The sequence below is a fragment of the Nitrosospira briensis C-128 genome (assembly GCF_000619905.2).
GTDB classification, from domain to species: domain Bacteria; phylum Pseudomonadota; class Gammaproteobacteria; order Burkholderiales; family Nitrosomonadaceae; genus Nitrosospira; species Nitrosospira briensis.
Genome location: NZ_CP012371.1, coordinates 2,686,998 through 2,706,220, shown reverse-complemented (window position 1 = coordinate 2,706,220; position 19,223 = coordinate 2,686,998). Strand labels below are relative to the sequence as shown.

The following is a 19,223-nucleotide window of genomic DNA, read 5'->3' as shown; positions in this document are numbered from 1 at the left end:
TTGCGATATTCGGCCTTGTCTTAAGACTATCATTTTAGATTAGCAAACTCTTCATCCAATCACCATGTCGGGACGTCTGCTGGAAGAATCTTCACCACATTGTCTTTTTCACTTTATCCGGCGAAAGAGATTTTATCTATGATTGTGTCTAATTGATAATAAGAAATGAAACATATAGTGCGTGGTCCCATCATCACATTACTTCTAATGATGAGCCTTTCTCCTGCCAGCGCATATTCTGGCGCAAAAGACGACGCTACCCAATTAAACCAACAGGCTTTGGCGTTATACCAGCAAAGTAAGTATGAAGAGGCGCTACCTCTGTATCAGCGCATTCTTGCACTTCAGGAAGAGACTATCGGTCTGGAGCACGCAGAGACCGCGCGAACTCTGAATAGCCTAGCCAAGTTGTATCAAGCCATCGATCAATACGATAGGGCGCTGCCACTATATCAGCGTTCTCTTACAATTCGAGAAAAAATACTTGGCTCAGAACATCCCGACACGGCGACTAGTCTAAATGGCCTAGCAAGCTTGTATGCAACGATTGATCAATACGATAAAGCGTTGCCGTTGTATCAACGAGCTCTAGCGATTCGGGAAAAGGTCTTGGGGCCAGAGCATTCTGATACTGCCCAGAGCCTAAATAACCTAGGGGTGTTATTCCGAACGATCGATCAATACGATAAAGCGTTGCCGTTGTATCAACGAGCTCTAGCAATTCGGGAAAAGGTCTTGGGGCCAGAGCATTCTGATACTGCCCAGAGCCTAAATAACCTCGCGGTGTTATATCAAACCTTGGGAGAAAACGATAAAGCGTTGCCATTGTACCAGCGCGCTCTAGAGATACGAGAAAAGGCTCTCGGACCAGAACATATTGAAACCGCTAGCAGCCTCAACAACTTGGCTGTGTTATATCGATCGATCGATCAATACGATAAAGCGTTGCCATTGTACCAGCGCGCCCTAGCGATCCGGGAAAAGGTGCTAGGCTCAGGGCACACTGCGACAGCCACTAGCTTGAATAGCTTAGCGGCACTATACGGCACCCTTGGCGAATATGATAAGGCCATGCCGTTATATCAACGGGCCTTGGAGGTCCGAGAAAAAGCCCTCGGCCCGGAGCACACCGAGACCGCTACTAGCTTGAATAATCTGGCGGCACTGTATGACACCCTTGGCGAATATGATAAAGCAATGCCGCTATATCAGCGAGCATTGGAGGTCCGAGAAAAAGCCCTCGGCCCGAAGCACATCGAGACCGCTACTAGCTTGAATAATCTGGCGGCACTGTATGACACCCTTGGCGAATATGATAAAGCCATGCCGCTATATCAGCGAGCATTGAAAATCCGGGAAGAAATTCTTGGCTCAGAACATATTGATACAGCCAACAGCATGGATATTTTGGCAGTATTGAATCAAAAGCTGAGTGCATACGATAAAGCGCTACCTTTATATGAGCGCGCTCTTGCAATCCGGGAAAAATTTCTTGGATTAAATCATGTTGATACGGCGGGCAGCCTTAATAATTTGGCTGCGCTTTACAGAATACTTGGCGAATATCATAAGGCGATGCCGTTATATCAGCGCGCATTAGTCATTCGAGAAAAGGCTCTCGGCCCAGAACACACCGACACCGCTAGCAGTCTCAATAACTTGGCAGTCTTATACAACACTCTTGATGAATACGACAGGGCATTGCCACTACTGCAACGCGCCCTTGCTATTCGGGAAAAGGTGCTTGGCCCAGAGCACACTGATACGGCTAGCAGTCTCAATAATCTGGCGGTCTTATACAACACTCTTGATGAATACGATAGGGCATTGCCACTACTTCAGCACGCCCTTGCTATCCGGGAAAAGGTGCTTGGCCCAGAGCACCCCGAGACCGCTGCCAGTTTAAACAATCTGGCGGCACTGTACGATAGCCTTGGCGAATATGATAAAGCTATGCCGTTATATCGCCGTGCTTATTATTCCGCCCAGTCCGCGCGCGTACCTGAAACGTTAAAGTTAGTACAAAGAGATATTGGATACTTTTATGCTAAACATGGCGATTCTGCTGCGGCGATTTTCTATCTAAAAGCAGCGGTTAATACCATGCAAACCATACGAGGCCAGTCCCTAGGGTTAGACATGGTTCTTCAGAAATCTCTATTGAGCAAGAACAAGGAAGTATATAAACAACTGGCCGATCTGTTGATCGTAGCAGGAAGATTAACTGAAGCCCAGGAAGTACTGTCTATACTTAAGGAAGATGAGTATTTTGACTTCATTCAGCGTGATATCAAAGCAGATCCTCGCAGTACGCGCATTAGTTACAATCAGACCGAGAAGTTAATCGCGGAACACATCGAAAAACTTGGAAATGAGAGCGCTATATTGGTTGACCAACTTAATACATTGAATAAAAAAATTGAGCCTGGACTTACATCCCAAATAGAGCAACAACGCAAACGAATCAAGCAACAGCTGGCCGCACAAGCAAAGAACATGGTGTCCTTACATAATGCTGTCCCAAAACAATTGGAAACAGCAAAAAAACAGGTGCGGATGGCGATAGACAAACAAATTCCTAGTCAGCTTCGCGAGTTGCTGACATCGCTGGGAAATGGTGTTGTGTTGCTTCAGTATCTGGTTACTGATACACATATCCGTATAATTCTGACTACACCTCAGATGCAATTTGCAAGAAACACAAAAATTCAAGAAAAAGAACTCAATCGAAAAATAGCAGAGTTCGGGCGAATAATAGAAAATCCTGCTCTCGATCCGCGTCCGCTGGCACAAGCATTGTATCAATTATTGATTGCCCCGATAGCGCAGGATTTGGAGCGAGCCAATGCCCAGATGCTCATGCTATCGCTAGACGATAGCTTGCGTTATCTGCCTATAAGTGCCTTGCATGATGGCAAGGCTTATCTTACCGAGCGTTATCCGGTGGTAATGTATAGTGAGCTTGCGAAGGCGAAACTACGTGATAAGCCTTCGACTCGATGGAGAGCAGCTGGATTCGGCATCACGCAAGCCACTGGCTTATTTAAAATATTGCCGGCAGTTAGGCAGGAGTTGGATGGCATAATCTATGTCGGTGTTAGGAAAACCATAGATGGTGTATTGCCGGGTAAAATATATTTGGATAAAGAATTTACCGAAGCACGCCTACGAAATGTGCTAGAGCAGGATTATCCTATATTACATATTGCCAGCCACTTCGTTTTTATTCCAGGAACGGTATCAAAGTCCTTCTTATTACTCGGTGACGGAAAACAACTCTCATTGGATGAACTACGATCTGGCGGATGGAAATTTGATTCGATAGATATGATGACGCTTTCGGCTTGTGAGACTGGGCTTGGTGGTGCTCAGGACGGAAGTGGGGATGAAATAGAAGGTTTTGGCGCTTTAGCGCAACGGCAGGGTGCCAAAAGTGTACTGGCCACACTTTGGAAAGTGGCTGATCGAAGCACAGCGATTTTTATGCAAGCACTTTATCATTTGCGGCAGGAAAAAGGATTCAATAAGGCCAATGCGCTACGTGAAGCACAATTGACACTGATATATGGCAAGCACCCGCTTCCAACTTTTTCACACATACCCCGAAAAGCAGAGACTAGAGTCAATATTACAAGCGCACCTATATATGTGCCAGATCCTGCAAAACCCTATGCCCACCCTTTCTTTTGGGCACCTTTTATCTTAATGGGTAATTGGTTGTGACGTCCCCCCAATTTTGCTGGGATTCAAAACTAGAATCTGGCCGCTTCTGGCAATCTGACCTGGTTGGATTTAACGTATTCGTTTGGGGTCAGTTTTCCAAGCGAACCGTGGGGCCTGTGATCATTATAGTCGCGCCGCCATGCTTCGATGATACGCTTTGCCTGCTCCAGGGATTCGAATTCGTGAGTATTCAGACATTCATCGCGCAGCCGGCCATTGAATCGTAAGCTTCCCCGTCAAGTAGACAGTTCAGAAGTAGAATTCATCCCTGAGAGCAATCGCTCGCGGAACAGTGCCGGGGGCAGGCTTCCCAGCGCGTCATGGGGGCGTTCTTCGTTATAGCTTTGTAGTCGTCCCTGAAAAACTCCTTTTTCAGCCAGTCAATTGTAAGTTTGGTATTTTGCTTGCCAGCAGTTGATTGAGACTGACCCGAAAACTGGCACACAAAAGCGCCAAGCGGCGCAGGATCTTGCGCAGGTAGAAGTGGCCCCAAGAATCTGAACAAGTCTATAAGTGGAAAATCTGCTACCTTTTGATGGTCCCTGCGGGGCTTTGATATGGAGCAGAGAAATGGCAAAAAGAGCAAGACGGACGCACTCAGCGGCGTTCAAAGCCAAAGTGGCACTGGCAGCGCTGGCTGGTGACAAGACGCTGGCCGAACTGGCACAGCGGTTTGAAGTTCATCCCAACCAGATTACCGAGTGGAAACGGCAACTGAACGAACGGGCGGTCGACGTGTTTGGCGGAGGCGGCACTGCGGCGGAGCCACCGGTTGATTTGAAGGTGTTGCACGCCAAGATTGGGCAACTGACGCTGGAGAATGATTTTTTAGAAGGTGCGCGAACCTCGGTGGGATTGCTGAGCGCAAAGCGATGATAGACGTCCACCACGCACTTCCGATCAGCCGTCGGGCCCGGTTGGCCGGCAACAGCCGGGGCAGCGTGTATTATCTGCCCAAACCAGTCAGCGCCGTGGATCTGGCGCTCATGCGCCGCATTGACGAATTGCACCTGGAACATCCGTTCATGGGCGCGCGCATGCTGCGCGACCAACTCAATCGGGAAGGGCTCGATGTTGGACGCAAGCATGTTGGCACGTTGATGAAGCGTATGGGCATTGAGGCGCTATATAGAAAGAGAAAGCCTGGAACCAGCAAGAGGCACCCCGGCCATGAAATTTATCCTTACCTGTTGCGCAGCCTCGCCATCAACCGGGCCAACCAGGTCTGGGCGCTCGATTCGACCTATATTCCAATGGCCAAAGAATTATCTACCTTACCGCCGTCGTGGATTGGGCCTCGCGCCGGGTATTAGCCGCAAAGGTAGCGATCACGCTGGAAGCCTGCCATGCCGTCGATGTGCTGCAAGAGGCGTTCCATCGCCATGGCAAGCCGGAGATCGTGAATACCGATCAAGGCAGCCAATTCACCGCGCATGAGTTCGTGCAGGCCGTCAGGGAACAGGGCTGTAACCTCAGCATGGACGGGCGCGGAGCCTGGAGGGACAATGTGTTCGTCGAGCGCCTGTGGAAATCGGTGAAATACGAGCGGGTGTATTTACATGCCTATGACTCGATCGCAGAAGCCAGAGCATCAATTATGCAATACATGGATTGGTACAACCGATCCAGGCCACATGCGAGCCTGGGCAAGAAAACGCCTGATGAGGCTTATGCCGTGATGCTGCCGACGGTCGAACTGGCAGCGTGAGAATCAGCAGAGATTCCACTTAAAATATTCAAGGTGTTGTTCAAACAAACGGAACCACTTCTAGGTTCACCAACTGGCAGGATCGTCTGATGGACAGCCTCTGATCCTGCGCCAAACGTGAAACCATATCCCGGCGCTCGGACGGCGCTACAGCTTTTTTAATACCGCCTTGATCGCTTCATTCTCCAGCGCAAGATTCGCATACATGCGCTTGAGCTGGCTGTTCTCCGCTTCCAGCTCTTTCACCCGCACCAACTCGGAAACCTCGAGCCCGCCATACTTAGCTTTCCATTTATAGTAGGTCGCCGAACTGATTCCATGCTTGCGCCAAATCTCGTTGACCGCAACACCACTGTCCGCTTCCTTCAATATCCCAACAATCTGGCTTTCCGTAAATCGCGATTTCTTCATTTGAACCTCCAGGCAAAATCCTGCCAGAAAGTTCTACTTTTTGCTTGTCTACCAAAGGGGGAAGCTTACGGTCCCTGTAATGCGGAATACCGCTGGTCGGTTGTTTGTTGTGGTTGTTTGTTGTGGTTCTTGTCATTTCCCGGGCGCAAAAAGGACCCGGGTGGCGGATGCTTTTGCCTATCGGCTTTTCACCTCTTGCATTTAGTACGTTGTCCACCGTGATGCATGCTGGCAGGCGAATCGTCTTGCCAACCCGGCTGAGTGCCTCGGCCACGCTGTTGCCGGTTAACCGAAATCCCATTTCTAATACCGGGCTCTCACGTCTCCAGTTAACGACGACCGTCAAAACCCCAAATGGTTATCCATTGACCAGTTAATTGCGCACAAACCTCCTGACAGAAGGTTTTACTTTTCGTCTCTTAAATGAGGGTTTTACGCATCTGCCTGCCTCAGAAATCAAATGATTTGATCATCCGTAAATATATTTTGCATATCTAAAAACGATTTCTACTAGTTAACCTGATGAATTCTTTTTTACAACGTTTCTTATATTGAAAGCCATTGCAATTTACACGCTTTCAAATGTTGAAGTAAGAGCGGATGTATTACGAAGCAATTAAATGTCCCCTTGGTGATGAGTTTTTTATTTAATAACCTTTTTAGGAGAAATATATCATGGGCAAGTTATTGGTTTTGCTAGAAATTATAGATTTTGCATATGACCTTTTATCACCCACGGAGACACAAGGACCAGAAGCTGATAACACGCATGCCCCTTCGGAAAATTCTCATGCACAGGCTCCTGAAACGCATCCTGAAGCACATGATTCCCAACCTTCCCATTTGGATAATTCACCCACTGGGCATGAAAGTGCTAGTCCTGATAATGGCGGCTTTGACGGGGGCAGTGATGGTGATTAACGCTCGGGAGGAAAAAACGATTATCGGCAACTCACTAATATAGGAATACAAGGTCTCTCAAACCAATGATGAATTTTTTTAATATTTGTCTTCTGGGAGATCTTGTTCCGCAAAACGCAAATCTCTTGAATATATTAGCTGATGCGGGAAGCTTTCCAAATTAAATATCCAAGTGATAGGTACCCATTTCCAATCGTGGATTCTTAATTAAATAGATTGCTTAACATAATACGAATTCAATAAATTATTTCGGGGAGAATAGATAATGACGGATCAAAAAACAATGAAAAGAATACAAATTTTTAAGGACTGGACCGATACGCTGGCTTTTATGCTTTGGTTTATTCAGACGGGATTAATCATCATTATTTTGATAAAACCTTATTGGGCAGGAATCCATGGACATCCCGCTTTTCAAGCGCTGGAACTTATCGTCAACACGATATATTCTCTGCAATTATCAATTCATATCGGCTGGATAATAGCTCTAGTGGTTCTCGCGATTATTGCAGGGGTATCGATACAATCACATCTTCTTCGGCCACAGAAGACAGAGACTATCGAATTTGTCAGTACACGTCCCTTTTATTCGTACAGTCGTTCTTGGTTTCTATTTCTGTTGACGTTCTCCGCAAGTCTATTTACAAACACTACGAGTTTTGACTATATCCAAAAAGAAAATCTAAGTACCATATCTGCCATATTGGGCATCATCGCATTTGCAGCAGCGGGTAACTGCTTATACTTGCTTATTCCAGGGGCTCGCACTCGAATCCAGCTAATTAGGACGGTGGGCAACAAAGGAAATCGAATCGTCATTTTTAATGGCGTTATATTTCCATCCATTCAGACCTATTTGCCCCAGCATATTTTGGCTGCTCAGATAAAAAGAGATTTTTTCTGGATTTTTACCTTCACTAATAATGTCGATATCGAGCTGAAGGATGGAAAAACATTAGTTTTGGTTGCCCCTGGCTCGCTTCTGGAAACACGATTATTTCCAAACATCATGAATCCCCTCATTGTCGATGGTAAAATCACTAACCAGAGGTAAATAATTGCAAGCTTTCTCAACTGAGAATCCCGTAAGAAATAGAAATCTTCTTGCGGGATTTTGCTATGAAGTCACCCTCTGACTATCAACTGTGAAATCCTGCAAAGTACCAACGCAATACACCTATACCCCATCTATTATTCGCGTGCTAATCTTTTTTTAACCTCGCCATACATAGCTTTCAGATTATCTGTGCGTTGCATGGTAGTGGGATGGCGCATAAGAGGCATGTCAACAAGCTCAACGAGAACATTTGCTGTTTTCCCCCAGGAAGGTGTGGTATCTACTGAGGCAACCTTTTTTAAGTTTGCGACGGGTAAGTCTTCCAAATCTTTCAGAAATACCTGAATTGAATTAGTCAGCTTATTATCGTCCACAAACACACGATCAAGCAGTTTTACTGCGCAAGAGTCGGATTGCAATTCCTGATCCACGTGATGAGCGGTAAACCGATCTTTCCTTACCTTAAGGTAATCAAATATAATTTCAGGATTATATTTCACTCTGGATACTACTTTCCACAGCTCCTTATCCGGAATCGAGTCAATTATCATGCTCTGCAGCTCTTTTGTTTCATGACGCTGTAATACGTGAGCCAATTCGTGCGCGAGTGCGAAATATGCCTTTGGATGACGATTTGGGTCATCGATCAGGCCTTGATCGATGTATAGAAAACCACCAGGCCGGGCAATTGCATTTCCTCCACTATTTTTTAGAATGAACAATTTGAATTCGTAATCGTGCTTTTGATTTACTGTGGAAAGAATTTCCTCCAGCATCTTATCCGCGATGGGATAATATTTCTGGCCGAGCTTATGTTCTCTTGCCAGTATATTGTCTTCCTGCTTATGTAAACGTTCTCCGTACATTATCTCAACTGTCATGGGTAACCAATTTAACTGTTGCGCTGCACGCTGGAGCGATTTAGGAATATTTTTCTTGATTGGTTTAAGAACATCCATTTTGGGCCGTTGCCCTCCCAACAATCCGGTAAGCACATTGACTCCTATATCTTTAACCTCTCCAATAGTTTGGTTCATCACATAACCGTGGAGAACATCAAAATTATCGGTGAGCTTAAACGGCTGCACAACTTGTGTGCAATTCCTATCGAAAACTACTAAGGCATGTGAAGCAATATCTTTTATTTTGAAATTAACTGCATTATCTTCGTCTCTTGTATCTTCATCCTCCTCGTCTAGATTTTCTTGCTGTTTCATTTGATGGCGCATGAGCAGCTCTAGTAAAGCCTCTTCATTCGCATTGGACGCTGAAGCTATAGTTATCAGCATGATCCAAAGGAAATGCCTTGCCGTGGTTGGTGACAATATGCCCATCATTTCCTCTGAATGGTTATAATCAAAATTAGTATAATTTTTGTTTCAATTGTTGAATTTTCAGTTCACGCGCATCGTAATAGCCATCTTCATCGAGAATCGCAGCCTCATAAATGAGCCGCTCATTCTCATTCGTTACCTTATCCGCTATTTTGTCGATCCTAGCTCGGGTTTCCGGATTGTTTAACGCTTCTTGTAGATTCCCTTTCGCTTTTTGTTGGTCCAGGGGCTTGTCGTTTTCTAGTTTCCGACCTCCTGTTTTTTCCCGACTCATGAGCTTATTTAATATAGTAGTTAAAGATTCACAAGGCACCACCAATGGATTACTCATTACCGACTTTGATAAAATCAATAACGTATCCGGTATGCTTGTTTGATGTAGCGCAGTATTGTCGCAGTTTGCATGGACCAGCTTGGTGGTCGCAAATAATACAATTATCCAAAGCCAAGATTCTAATTTCATACCGTTCTCCATCACGCAATTACGTTGCGAATATTTAAAATTATTTTAGATGAGTCCTGAACGCTTGGCTCTTATTTATTTTGACCAGGCCTAAGTTTTTAAGCAGATCTTCGCTGAATTTTTAGAGTGATCGTTTAGGGCAATTCTCACGGGACGGCCACCTGTGCCTCCCTAAAATATCATTTCGAAATTAGATGCTGTCTCTCTCTTTAGTAACTTACCTTGAATGTAGGACTATCCTCCGGCCGTGTCTTGCGGTGATCATAAATCCGAGTCGTGGCAATATTCGCATGTCCCAGCCATTCCTGTACCTTTGCAATATCCGCCTGATGATCGGGTGCATTGGTTGCCGCGGTCGCGCGTAGCGCATGCGCTCCGATCTTGAATCCTAGCGCATTACTGCGCCCGCGGCGAGATGGAGAACCGTATCAAGGGGTGCCAGCTTGATCTGTTCGCCGACCGTACTTCCACCGCGACCATGCGGACCAACCAGTTGCGGCTATGGTTCGCTTCATTGGCCTATGTCATGCTGGACTCGCTGCGCCGCATCGGCCTGCACGGCACCGCACTTGGCCAACGCCACTTGCGCCAGCCTGCGCCTGAAGATCGGTGCGCAAGTGCGCACGAGCGTGCGCCGCATCCGCATTGCCATGGCCAGCAGCCATCCTCATCAACACGAATGGTGCCTGGCTCAGGCGCGCCTGCACCCCGGCTGATCCTGAGCGTCACATCCCGCCCAATGAACGATCGCGCGATGCTGCGAGACACTGCATCGCCCCGAAAGCCCCTCGGCACATCAGACTTGCCGGTACACGTGCGCTTTGCCTCCCTTGCGCCCGAAAATAAGCCTATCGAGTCGCCACCCGCTTTGACCAAGCCTGCAACAAGCCGACTGACAGACCGAATTATTCCATGGAGAACCCAGAGCAATCGGGGTGTGAGAAATGCGGGCTAGTGATTACCGATTGCCGGGGTCTTGCCCTGATATCCCTCTACTGAAGGTCGCTTGATGCCTTTGACCGGATTATGGGTCACGGCATTTTTGTTGCACAAATATTCGAACAATGAGGACAGCGCGGCCAGACGATGCCGGATGGTCGTGCCGCTCAGCTCCCGGTATTTCAAATCATCCCGCCAGGCAATAATATGAGCGCGGGAAATTTCCCGAAACTCATCCGGCCGCTCGATGCCAGTGAACTTCATGAAATCCTCAAACGCATTTCGATAGGTACGTCGTGTCTACGGATTGTCGATGTTGGCAAACCATTCGATCGCCAGCGGAACATCAGTCAGGCGATGGAAGTCTGCGGTGCTCAGCAACCGGCTGGACGGAGGCAGCGAAACTGGAAGATCGGGTGTGCTCAGATGCCCTATTCCATTATTGATAACGTATTTTGTCAATAATAAACTATTGTAAAAAAGTAGTTTTATAGATGGGCTGGGTAAAAGCTTTTTTGAAATAGAGGCGGCCACAATTCAACATCTCCTGATACCAGGGAGATTTGGGGGTCCGGTCTTGTTATCTGCCATAGCTGTGATAGTCTTTCAACATACCTTTTCCGAGCATCGTAGCGAGGCCATATGGCGTTACATAGATTTTGTAGCAGACGGGCGAAATCAGCCGAGACCGTGGGAGAAATTGAAGAACCGGATTTTTCTGGGTTCTGATGAATTTGTGACGGGCCTGCAGCGCACTCTCGATTCAGATGCTTCCCAACAAGAAATACCTGCCGCCCAGCGACCACCGAAACTGTTGACCCAGATCGCCGAGGCACATGGACGAGGCGAAGCGATCTCGATGCTTACGCCAGCGATGGTTACAGTCTGAAGGAAATCTGGGATCCTTTCAGACTACCTTACCCCCGGGTGAGTCGCATTGTGAAACAACAACAATTGACAAGAAACAAGACTTGACCTTTATCTTCGTCTTTGACAATTACAATTGGCGCCGGAACTTCGGATTTGACACATGCAGCCACAGAAGGAGTCACAGGTTTGGCGTAGGTCGAGGAAAAGGCTAAGAAGGCATCTCCACAAGCTAATAACGAGAAAAATGGTAAGACGATACGAAAGGAAAATGACGAAAGATTAAAGGCGCAGGAACCGATGTATCCTCGGCAGGCTAAATCGCTGGCAAAGCAGTATAGAGAGACAGCGGGGATTGCACGCCAGGGCGGCGATCCCAAACCGCTTCTTGAAGCCCGCCACTTATTTCGAAAGCCAGTCTGAATGATCATCCTTCAGTTCGAGTACAGACAGGGCAATTCCAGAGTTCCAGAGAGATTGTGACAAAACATCGCAAGCCATCTTATTTGGATTTTGATAAGGAAAGCTATCCCTGGAAACCAGATATCGATTATCGGAAGGAGTCCGAAAAATATAAGGTGGGCAAAGGCGAGCAGGGTGTGCTGAGCGAGCCCTACAAAAGCGAATTAACTCCCCACTGGCAGTTTAGAACGCCGGAAATAGCAATTACCAGCAGCACGGTTCTTTATGAGATGTTTGAAAGCTACCTAAAAGTCCGGGATTTTGTTGGCGCTGATCTTGCAAGAAAATTCTTGCAGATGGGATATACCCGAGCACGGCGATATGCAAATTTCAAGGGTGTCGTTAAATATGACAGGACCAAGGACTACGCTTTGAAGGAGAAAGGTACCGGAGATCCAGCTAAAGCGAAAAGTGCGGTTATTTTTTACCAGAAATAGCAGCAGGCCGAAGCGCATCCAGACTACGCTTCCTGGAAGAAAGCGTGGCGCGAGAAATATGGTTAATTCTAACGATCAAACCCTGCTATAGCCAGTCAAAAAGTTAAGTATGTTTTACATGAGGTGAAATTCTTTCACACACATTTTTAAAAAATAAGGAGTACACGCGCCCGCGCATATACTCCTCAATTTATGGTGGGTCTGGCTGGACTCGAACCAGCGACCAAGGGATTATGAGTCTACAGCATATTTCCGATAAAACAATAACTTAGTTGAAATTGGTTTCCGCAAAAATTGATTTATAACCCCGCATGGTTATTAGGTTTCCGAGTTTTTGCGGAAATCAGAATGCATAAATTGGTCATTTCGTCGGTTCCACTTTCTCGCCTGCCCTTGCGCGGACATAATGCTCCGTCATCGTGACGGAACTATGGCCGAGCTGCTTTTGCGCTTGTACCAGGTCACCTGTATCAGCCTTGTCGGTCCCCGCCTTTGCCCGCAAATCCCGAACTTGATACTCGGCAATTGCATTCGCAAGTTTAGGATTACTGTTGATCGCTTTTAACCTGGCCGCATCGAAGCGGTAGCGCATCGCGTCACGGCCCAGCTTCGCTCCCCGTTCGTTGCAGATCAGCGCCAGGCTTCTCACCGAGAACTGCCGCTTGCGTTCGCTGATTCGCCGCAGCAGCTCTTCCAGTTGGCCAGTTATATTCATACGTAGCTTCTTGCGGCCCTTGTTCTGATCGATCAGCAGCATTCCTTCCCTGATATCGGTCTCCCTCATTTTCAGGACATCGGCCGGCCGTTGGCCGGTTAAGTAAGCGAGATCCAGCGCATCGCGCAGCGGGATATCTGCAGCGTTCCAGACGGCCTCGAAAACCATGTCCTCAACATAAATGTCCCGTCCGTCCTCGGTGAAACCCTTAACACCAATGCAGGGGTTAGGCAGATCCGTGAAGCCCGTACGCCTGGAGAAATTCCATATCACCGAAATCAGCGCACGCTCCCGGTTTGCGCGGACCGGGGCTGTCTTCCCTCGCCAGTTCATGTACTGCTGCACATTCACTGGTTTGATCGCACTCAGCGCCGCCGGCGGATCGTTAAAAAACTGCATGATGGGCTTGAGCTGCTTTAGGTAGTCCGCCTGAGTCTGCGGTGCCTTAGCCGTAAATTCTTTGGACAACAGATATTGGTCGCTCGCATATTTAAGAGTGATCAGCTGCAGATGTCGCGGACTTGCGCTGATCTCCAGCTCAGACCATTTCTTGACAGCCATCGGATAGTCAGTCCCCAGCGCGATCTCTTTGCGGGGCTTGCCGCCCGTATCGTAATAATAATACGTGATCTCCCCTCGCCTCCTGGCACGCATCCCGGCGGGTAAATTGCTGTTGACTGTTGGACGCCTTCCCATTCGTTTAATCTACGCTGTTTTTGTCAATTTTAGAATATTTGACTGCCACACTAGCGGGGCTGGCACCTTTTCTTCTACACCATTCACCGCTGCCCACGTTGTTATGGGGCGGCCTTTCGCGTTTACACGGAAAGCTATCCCCATATCCCGGAGCTGCGCTACCTGAAGCTGCTCACGTGTCTTGCCATCGCGGCCGCGTGCGATGCCTGTCAGCACTGTAACCTCTTCGGGGGTCAAGAACATCAGGGTTTCCTCCCATTCTTTCCAAGCGTGCGCCGATGCACCCACATGCTCGCCACAATGCCAAATGGGCCGCCCATCAGGTACGCGGCAATCTCCAGCAATGAGCTACTGGCGGGGATCATTTTGAGGATGACGAGGTTGCTTGCGCCAATGATCAAACTGTTTATAAACGCGGCTTTGTGGTGGCCCTGGTTGACATTGAGCGACTGGAAGCCCAGGGCGAATACGACGACGAAGGTGGCCGCGAAGATTATGAGGGCTGTCATTCGCCAAACTTTTGAGATTTCTTATCCAGTTCAGCACGGAGTTTTTCAATTTTCGGCCACAACAGCGTGTAACCTTCCCAGGCACATATTTCCTCCGCCGCCTTAATTAGGCCGTCTGTTTTTGGGTGAGCGTAGAGCGGGACTAGTCTGCAAGGTAAATTGCAGTTCCCATCTGCTATTGCGTCGTTGATGTGCTCGTTGACCAGATCGCGAAATTCATTGATGAAGATGAATCCATCTTGAGCATCGTGCGCAGCCCATGCGGCAGGCTCAACCTCTGGCGCTGGCGGTGCCTTACTGTCGCGTTCACCCCTGGTTTGGATAGTTGGTACACCAACCGTCGCTACATCAGCGGGGCGCCAGATATAGCCGCAAGACTGGCATTTGTGCGAACGGTGCGGCGGGTTATCCCATCCCTCTTCAGGCTGATCGATGTGCTGAGTGCGGCACAAGGGGCAGTGCAAGATCATAGGTAGCGGATCAACCGCTGGCGCCGGCGCTTCGCAGTAATCCAGGGCCTCCTGCCACGGATTATTTGCGTTGCTGTGTTCTCCGATATCTACACCCAAGCGGTCCGCTATCGCATTAGCCAACTTGTCCGCCCAATTTTCCGCGTTGTCGCGCTCACCGATGAGCTCCATCACAACCTCTGGCGGAGCAACCATTTTTACGGCGGCATTAACATGGTCTGGCGGTGTCGGGGCGGCAGACTCCTGTATTGCCTCTACCAGCGCGTCACCCGCAGAAACACCCGATGGGTTGGGGCAAAGATCGTTCATTGCCGAGATCTGCAAATTTTCTTGACCGCACAGGACGCAGCGACCAATGAAGGGTCCGCCCTTCGGTGATGTGCGGCGTAATGAGTGCTGAGTTGTTGGCTTGTTCATTTCGGTTCCTCGTCCAAAAAGCGTTTTAATGTCAAGGTCGCAAAACCGAACTGCTTTGCGACCTTTTTTATCCCATCTGTTTTTAGTGCCAGCAATATCTCGTTTTTTTTCTCACGAAACCTGTCCTTGGACAGACGAGATATTGCGCTCGAGGCTTTGACGCACGTGTTTGCGCGCCGGGCTTTGCATAGATCAGTCATGTCATATGACAACGACAAGTACCTTTCTATATACCTTTCGGGTAATCCAACCGCGTCACCGATCTCCCTGTTTGTCGCAAACTGCCCAAGCATTTTTTTAATGAGCTGGCGGTTTCGGTTAAACAGTTGACTCTTTTCGCCGAACTGTTGGGGTGAAAAATAGGCTGGAGCATCTACAGGCACATGCATCAGCAAGTGCGCCGTCGAGTAGGGTGGGAGAGGTTCGCCGCGCTTTTGCTTCCGGACTATCTGAGTTGATTCGCTCATAATTGCACTCTCCGTAGGCTACAGTTTTGAGCTGGCCAGCGTGACCTGCTGGCCTATGGGCGCAGTTGAGTAGGTACACATCAGCTCGCCGGGCTGGCCGTCTGTTTCCATATGGCCACGGCCGATCAGCTGCTGGCCCGGGCCTGGACGCGGGCAGCGGATTAAATTTTCCGGATCCATTTCGCGATCACGGATCCAGCTCAGCAACGAGAAAAACAGGATCAGTGCGATGATCATGATTGCCCATGCGGCAAAAGGATTGTCGGGATTGATCAGTTTGTGCTGTCTTTGCATGATGTCTCCTCAAAGAGTGCGTTGACGTTGTCGTACAGGTCATCGATGCTGCCAGCGTTGGCAATGAGGCCATCGCCGGGTTTCCACTCGACGCCGGCTTCGGTGTTGTGCAGCCTGGTGTTGCTGGCCAAGCCGGTGTAGGCCAGCGTGGTGCGGTGGATGTGCCAGAGATCGCCCATTTCGCGGATGTAGTGCGCCTCGTTTTCTTTGCGGACGTCACTGATGACGATGCCGGTGATGTACAGCGACGGGGGAGATTTGAGGATCCTGGCAAGTCTTGGCTGCAGCAGGATCAGGAGCATGTCGGGGTCGAGTTCGCGCAGCCAGTCGCCGGCGCTTTGCATGAGCTCGCGGGGGGATTTGCCGATTCGGATCACGACGGCTTCTTTTTTTGCCCGGTCCGTGAAATAGCTGTCATCAAGCCCAAACGCGGCCGCCACCATAGCTCTTATCGGATCGGCAAAGGCAAGCTCTACAAAGCCCTGGGTTTCGCACAGCGCTCTGGCCACGCTGCCTTTGCCGGATCCGGCGGGGCCGGAAAGTCCGATAATTTTCATGGCGCCACCGCCGCAACGGGGGTTTCAACGGGCTGTTTTCTAGGCCGTCCACGCTTTTTCGCGGCGGGCTTTTCCGCCGCCTGGATTGGGGTTGCATCGGGTTGCGTTTCGGCCGCTGGTTCGTCCGCCTGCGCAGCGGATTCCGCCGCCTCGATTGGGGTTGCCTCGGGTTGCGCTTCGGCCGCTGGTTCGTCCGCCTGCGCAGCGGGCTGCGCGCCGGGCTGCGTTTCGTCCGCCGGGTTTTCCTCGCGCGCGATCTCTTCCGCCGCATGCGCAGCCGACGTGGGGTCGGTAGGCGTGGGGTCGGTAGGCGTTTCGTCGGTTTCGGGGGTTAGCGGTGCGTCCGGATCGATGCCAACTGCGCGCAGGATGGTGTAGAAATTATTGGGCGCGTAGTTGATTTCGTTATCAGATCCATAGCACCGTGGGACATCTAGTACATAGTTATCGGCGTTTGCGGCGAACAATTCCAGCAAGAGCTGGGATAGCTCCCTGGGGCTCTTGTCACGGAAAGCCTCTTCATACAGGGTGCCTTTCTCATCGTTATTCGATAGCCAATCCTCTTCTCCGCGAGCAGCAAAAAGCCTTTCTGTTTCGGTCAGGGGAAGCTGATCCCAGAATGCGGTAATCATCATCGGGATTACGACTATGAGGGCTTTTTCACGCACTGCAGCATCACCCAGCCGTTGATGGAGGGCTGCGAACAGGCGCATGCGGCGCTCGACTTCGACCTTTTGAATCAGCTCACGAGCTCGCTGCTCGATCTGATACGGGCTTAAACGTGCCGGGGTATCATCTTCGGCGGGGATTTCAAGCCCTCTTTCCTTGATGAGCTGCTGTGCCGCAGCGAGGTCTACCAGCGTAGCCGGGGTGTCCTTGAGCAGGAGCGTGCGGGTGGGTAGATCGTCGCCCAGGAGGGCTGCAATCTCTCTGACACGGTAGTCGTGGCGGTGAGCAAAGTTCTCGTCTTCGATGTAATACTCGCCGGTGGGTATGATTTCTCTCGCGGCGTCACCCGTGATGGTGTTGGGGTCCTGCCGCAACCGGTCGATGTGCGCCTGGCGCTTTTCGGCGTAGCAATCCGGATCCGTGCAGACGTCTGCACTAACAATGTCCGAATAGATTTCACGGCAATTGCCGGAGCGTTTTTCGCACGATTGACAGTCGCCAGCCGCTTCGACCAGGTTAGCATCGTCGATGTCGAAGATGGCGCGCTCGAGATCCAGCGTGTATCGGGTGCGAATCATATTCACGGCATCCCGATAGGACGGGAGGGCATTGCTATAGCCGGGCTTGGTAATTTCCTTGAGGGCAGTCGCCTGCAGCTTTGCGCCAGGGATCCTCGCAACGAGCAGCGCAGTGCTGGCAGTCAGCTTGCCGTCGTAGAAAGCCTCGCGGCCGGCCGGGCACAGCGCGCACAGCTTGAGGCTGGCATAGACTGTCGCTTTGCTTTTGCCGAGTTTGCTTGCCAGGATCTCAACTGTGTAGCCGTTGGCGTCAAGCAGCTGCTGGAAGCCTTCGGCTTCTTCCAACGGATGCAGGTCGTTGCGATGCAGGTTTTCCAGCACTTGCAGCTCGAGCGCTTCCAAGTCTGTGAGGTCGCGGATGATAGCGGGGATGGTTTCAAGCCCGGCCATCATCGCCCCACGGTAGCGGCACTCGCCGGCAACGATTTCGTATTTGTCATCGCGGACCGGGTGGGGCCGGACGAGGATCGGTTGCAGCACGCCGACCTTTCCAATACTGGCCGCGAGCTCGGTGATCATGCTCCCCTCGAACCGCTTGCGGGGATTAGTGATAGAACGCTCGATCTTATCCAGGGGCAGCACTGCCTGGTGGGCGAGATCCGGCGAGTTGATGAATTGCTGGATCATGACTGGGCTCCTTCGACTGATGTCTCCGCGTCAGTGTTGTCGCTAATCAGTCGCCGTCCCATCTTTACTACCCGACCAAACTGATGCGCCCTTCCATCTGTCGCGATGGAAAGTTTCGCCGCATTAATTTCGACTTGAATGTTGTCATTCAGCACCTTCATATTTGCAGCAATCGCCATGCCGCGTGATATGTCTAAATCACCATCGCGCAGCGCGACTACTGTCTCCAAAATAAACCGTCGAACGTCTCCGAACGTTTCAATCGTCTGAACTTTTGTTATTTCACCCGGCATGATTTTTACTCCTAAGTTTAATTTCTAAGATCAACAACTCTGTACTCGCGTCGCTTTTTGTATTTCTGCCCTTCAAAGCCCTTAGCATCTCTGGGTAATACGGATCGATGCCACGCCGTGCCGGGGGCTCTCCATTCCACATTCCAACAAACACGCAGTCGTACCGCATCGCATGTGACGCAACATTTCCCCACCCGACTGGCGCCGCTAGTTTTGATAGCTTCATGCACATATCATTTATCTCTCCCCCGCAAATCCATTTTTCACGGCTGAGCCGTTTCAGTGCTTTCTGCACTCTGTAAACTGGGCGCTGTTTGGGGAAAAGTTTCATTTGGTCTCCATTGGGGGTTAAAGCGGGGTCGCGTGGTCGAGCGGGCTGCACTCGGCCGCGTAGAAAATGAGAAAGTGGAAATGCAGCCCGGGCAGGTTCGCCGGGGTCTCCATGCGGATAATTGCGGCCTCGCCTCGGCTGGCGTCCACCAAGGCAGCGGGGGCGAGTACGGCCTCGACTACACCGCTGCGGCCTTGCATGGCCGGGATGACGGCGGGGCGGGTGATGACTACGCGCTGGTTAGGGGCGAGCTTCATAGCAGGCATTTCGCTTTCCCC

At 49.9% G+C, this 19,223-nt stretch carries 19 protein-coding genes and 5 pseudogenes; 6 read left to right on the top strand and 18 right to left on the bottom strand.

Translation table 11 applies throughout. The features are described 5' to 3' along the window. Positions 1-165 precede the first annotated feature (165 nt). Positions 166-3,723 (top strand): CHAT domain-containing protein, encoded by a 3,558-nt coding sequence (locus tag F822_RS12315; RefSeq protein WP_053111350.1) that lies wholly within the window; start codon positions 166-168, stop codon positions 3,721-3,723. A gap of 29 nt (positions 3,724-3,752) precedes the next feature. Here the strand turns inward: F822_RS12315 and F822_RS14965 are convergent. Next, positions 3,753-3,944 (bottom strand): annotated as a pseudogene (locus tag F822_RS14965) (integrase core domain-containing protein); the annotation flags it as partial. A gap of 349 nt (positions 3,945-4,293) precedes the next feature. Between F822_RS14965 and F822_RS12300 the strand changes: the two are divergent. After that, positions 4,294-5,431 (top strand): annotated as a pseudogene (locus F822_RS12300) (IS3 family transposase). A gap of 153 nt (positions 5,432-5,584) precedes the next feature. Here the strand turns inward: F822_RS12300 and F822_RS12295 are convergent. Next, positions 5,585-5,842 (bottom strand): annotated as a pseudogene (locus F822_RS12295) (transposase); the annotation flags it as partial. Between the two features lie 675 nt (positions 5,843-6,517). On the opposite strand from F822_RS12295, the gene F822_RS15435 reads away from it, so the two are divergent. After that, positions 6,518-6,763, top strand: a complete 246-nt coding sequence (locus tag F822_RS15435) for a hypothetical protein (RefSeq protein WP_156304420.1) — start codon at positions 6,518-6,520, stop codon at positions 6,761-6,763. A gap of 265 nt (positions 6,764-7,028) precedes the next feature. Further along, positions 7,029-7,817: a hypothetical protein gene (locus tag F822_RS12285; RefSeq protein ID WP_025040983.1), complete on the top strand. Its 789-nt coding sequence runs from the start codon at positions 7,029-7,031 to the stop codon at positions 7,815-7,817. Positions 7,818-7,954: 137 nt separating this feature from the next. Here F822_RS12285 and F822_RS12280 read toward each other — a convergent pair whose 3' ends face one another. From F822_RS12280 to F822_RS14960, 3 genes are all read right to left on the bottom strand, one after another. Then, entirely contained in the window at positions 7,955-9,157 is a 1,203-nt protein-coding gene (locus tag F822_RS12280; protein ID WP_082204645.1) for a M48 family metalloprotease, read from the bottom strand. A gap of 25 nt (positions 9,158-9,182) precedes the next feature. Beyond that, positions 9,183-9,617 carry a hypothetical protein gene (locus F822_RS12275; protein WP_025040985.1) on the bottom strand — a complete coding sequence of 145 codons (435 nt, stop codon included), beginning with the start codon at positions 9,615-9,617 and terminating at the stop codon, positions 9,183-9,185. 209 nt (positions 9,618-9,826) lie between these two features. Next, complete coding sequence (locus F822_RS14960; protein ID WP_082204711.1) at positions 9,827-9,997, bottom strand: tyrosine-type recombinase/integrase; 171 nt, start codon at positions 9,995-9,997, stop codon at positions 9,827-9,829. 17 nt (positions 9,998-10,014) lie between these two features. Here F822_RS14960 and F822_RS14955 point away from each other — a divergent pair. Further along, positions 10,015-10,333: pseudogene (locus F822_RS14955) on the top strand (transposase); the annotation flags it as partial. Between the two features lie 235 nt (positions 10,334-10,568). On the opposite strand, the pseudogene F822_RS15790 reads toward F822_RS14955, so the two are convergent. Continuing rightward, a pseudogene (locus F822_RS15790) lies at positions 10,569-10,844 on the bottom strand (site-specific integrase); the annotation flags it as partial. 12 nt (positions 10,845-10,856) lie between these two features. Beyond that, positions 10,857-11,090, bottom strand: coding sequence for a hypothetical protein (locus tag F822_RS15785; protein ID WP_025040988.1), 234 nt, complete (start codon positions 11,088-11,090; stop codon positions 10,857-10,859). A gap of 812 nt (positions 11,091-11,902) precedes the next feature. Between F822_RS15785 and F822_RS12255 the strand changes: the two genes are divergently transcribed. After that, a complete protein-coding gene (locus tag F822_RS12255; protein ID WP_156304419.1) occupies positions 11,903-12,322 on the top strand; it encodes a DUF4385 family protein in 420 nt (139 codons plus the stop codon). A 361-nt stretch (positions 12,323-12,683) separates the two neighbouring features. Here F822_RS12255 and F822_RS12250 read toward each other — a convergent pair whose 3' ends face one another. From F822_RS12250 to F822_RS12200, 11 genes are read right to left on the bottom strand one after another with little or no spacing between them, the layout of a single operon-like run. Next, positions 12,684-13,691 carry a tyrosine-type recombinase/integrase gene (locus tag F822_RS12250; protein ID WP_231623512.1) on the bottom strand — a complete coding sequence of 336 codons (1,008 nt, stop codon included), beginning with the start codon at positions 13,689-13,691 and terminating at the stop codon, positions 12,684-12,686. A 51-nt stretch (positions 13,692-13,742) separates the two neighbouring features. Continuing rightward, positions 13,743-13,976 carry a DUF4224 domain-containing protein gene (locus F822_RS12245; RefSeq protein WP_025040991.1) on the bottom strand — a complete coding sequence of 78 codons (234 nt, stop codon included), beginning with the start codon at positions 13,974-13,976 and terminating at the stop codon, positions 13,743-13,745. Then, entirely contained in the window at positions 13,976-14,242 is a 267-nt protein-coding gene (locus tag F822_RS12240) for a hypothetical protein (RefSeq protein WP_025040992.1), read from the bottom strand. Before F822_RS12240 ends, F822_RS12245 begins: the two co-directional genes overlap by 1 nt. Then, complete coding sequence (locus tag F822_RS12235) at positions 14,239-15,129, bottom strand: hypothetical protein (RefSeq protein WP_025040993.1); 891 nt, start codon at positions 15,127-15,129, stop codon at positions 14,239-14,241. The genes F822_RS12240 and F822_RS12235 overlap by 4 nt, the downstream gene beginning before the upstream one ends. After that, a complete protein-coding gene (locus F822_RS12230; protein ID WP_025040994.1) occupies positions 15,126-15,596 on the bottom strand; it encodes a hypothetical protein in 471 nt (156 codons plus the stop codon). Before F822_RS12230 ends, F822_RS12235 begins: the two co-directional genes overlap by 4 nt. Positions 15,597-15,614: 18 nt before the next feature. Continuing rightward, positions 15,615-15,890, bottom strand: a complete 276-nt coding sequence (locus F822_RS12225) for a hypothetical protein (protein WP_025040995.1) — start codon at positions 15,888-15,890, stop codon at positions 15,615-15,617. Next, positions 15,869-16,447: a deoxynucleotide monophosphate kinase family protein gene (locus tag F822_RS12220; protein WP_025040996.1), complete on the bottom strand. Its 579-nt coding sequence runs from the start codon at positions 16,445-16,447 to the stop codon at positions 15,869-15,871. The genes F822_RS12225 and F822_RS12220 overlap by 22 nt, the downstream gene beginning before the upstream one ends. After that, positions 16,444-18,321: a ParB/RepB/Spo0J family partition protein gene (locus F822_RS12215; protein ID WP_025040997.1), complete on the bottom strand. Its 1,878-nt coding sequence runs from the start codon at positions 18,319-18,321 to the stop codon at positions 16,444-16,446. The genes F822_RS12220 and F822_RS12215 overlap by 4 nt, the downstream gene beginning before the upstream one ends. Then, positions 18,318-18,614 (bottom strand): hypothetical protein, encoded by a 297-nt coding sequence (locus F822_RS12210; protein ID WP_025040998.1) that lies wholly within the window; start codon positions 18,612-18,614, stop codon positions 18,318-18,320. The genes F822_RS12215 and F822_RS12210 overlap by 4 nt, the downstream gene beginning before the upstream one ends. Beyond that, a complete protein-coding gene (locus F822_RS12205; RefSeq protein ID WP_025040999.1) occupies positions 18,604-18,945 on the bottom strand; it encodes a hypothetical protein in 342 nt (113 codons plus the stop codon). The genes F822_RS12210 and F822_RS12205 overlap by 11 nt, the downstream gene beginning before the upstream one ends. Positions 18,946-18,962: 17 nt before the next feature. Continuing rightward, entirely contained in the window at positions 18,963-19,211 is a 249-nt protein-coding gene (locus tag F822_RS12200; protein WP_025041000.1) for a hypothetical protein, read from the bottom strand. Positions 19,212-19,223 lie beyond the last annotated feature (12 nt).

What these genes read in the sequence shown, in the direction of transcription:
- F822_RS12285 (WP_025040983.1), top strand. Translation starts at nt 7,029, where the DNA reads ATGACGGATCAAAAAACAATGAAAAGAATACAAATTTTTAAGGACTGG.
- F822_RS12250 (WP_231623512.1), bottom strand. Translation starts at nt 13,691, where the DNA reads ATGCGTGCCAGGAGGCGAGGGGAGATCACGTATTATTATTACGATACG.
- F822_RS12215 (WP_025040997.1), bottom strand. Translation starts at nt 18,321, where the DNA reads ATGATCCAGCAATTCATCAACTCGCCGGATCTCGCCCACCAGGCAGTG.
- F822_RS12220 (WP_025040996.1), bottom strand. Translation starts at nt 16,447, where the DNA reads ATGAAAATTATCGGACTTTCCGGCCCCGCCGGATCCGGCAAAGGCAGC.
- F822_RS12210 (WP_025040998.1), bottom strand. Translation starts at nt 18,614, where the DNA reads ATGCCGGGTGAAATAACAAAAGTTCAGACGATTGAAACGTTCGGAGAC.
- F822_RS12240 (WP_025040992.1), bottom strand. Translation starts at nt 14,242, where the DNA reads ATGACAGCCCTCATAATCTTCGCGGCCACCTTCGTCGTCGTATTCGCC.
- F822_RS12230 (WP_025040994.1), bottom strand. Translation starts at nt 15,596, where the DNA reads ATGAGCGAATCAACTCAGATAGTCCGGAAGCAAAAGCGCGGCGAACCT.
- F822_RS12200 (WP_025041000.1), bottom strand. Translation starts at nt 19,211, where the DNA reads ATGCCTGCTATGAAGCTCGCCCCTAACCAGCGCGTAGTCATCACCCGC.
- F822_RS12245 (WP_025040991.1), bottom strand. Translation starts at nt 13,976, where the DNA reads ATGTTCTTGACCCCCGAAGAGGTTACAGTGCTGACAGGCATCGCACGC.
- F822_RS12315 (WP_053111350.1), top strand. Translation starts at nt 166, where the DNA reads ATGAAACATATAGTGCGTGGTCCCATCATCACATTACTTCTAATGATG.
- F822_RS12225 (WP_025040995.1), bottom strand. Translation starts at nt 15,890, where the DNA reads ATGCAAAGACAGCACAAACTGATCAATCCCGACAATCCTTTTGCCGCA.
- F822_RS15435 (WP_156304420.1), top strand. Translation starts at nt 6,518, where the DNA reads ATGGGCAAGTTATTGGTTTTGCTAGAAATTATAGATTTTGCATATGAC.
- F822_RS12205 (WP_025040999.1), bottom strand. Translation starts at nt 18,945, where the DNA reads ATGAAACTTTTCCCCAAACAGCGCCCAGTTTACAGAGTGCAGAAAGCA.
- F822_RS12235 (WP_025040993.1), bottom strand. Translation starts at nt 15,129, where the DNA reads ATGAACAAGCCAACAACTCAGCACTCATTACGCCGCACATCACCGAAG.
- F822_RS12275 (WP_025040985.1), bottom strand. Translation starts at nt 9,617, where the DNA reads ATGAAATTAGAATCTTGGCTTTGGATAATTGTATTATTTGCGACCACC.
- F822_RS12280 (WP_082204645.1), bottom strand. Translation starts at nt 9,157, where the DNA reads ATGATGGGCATATTGTCACCAACCACGGCAAGGCATTTCCTTTGGATC.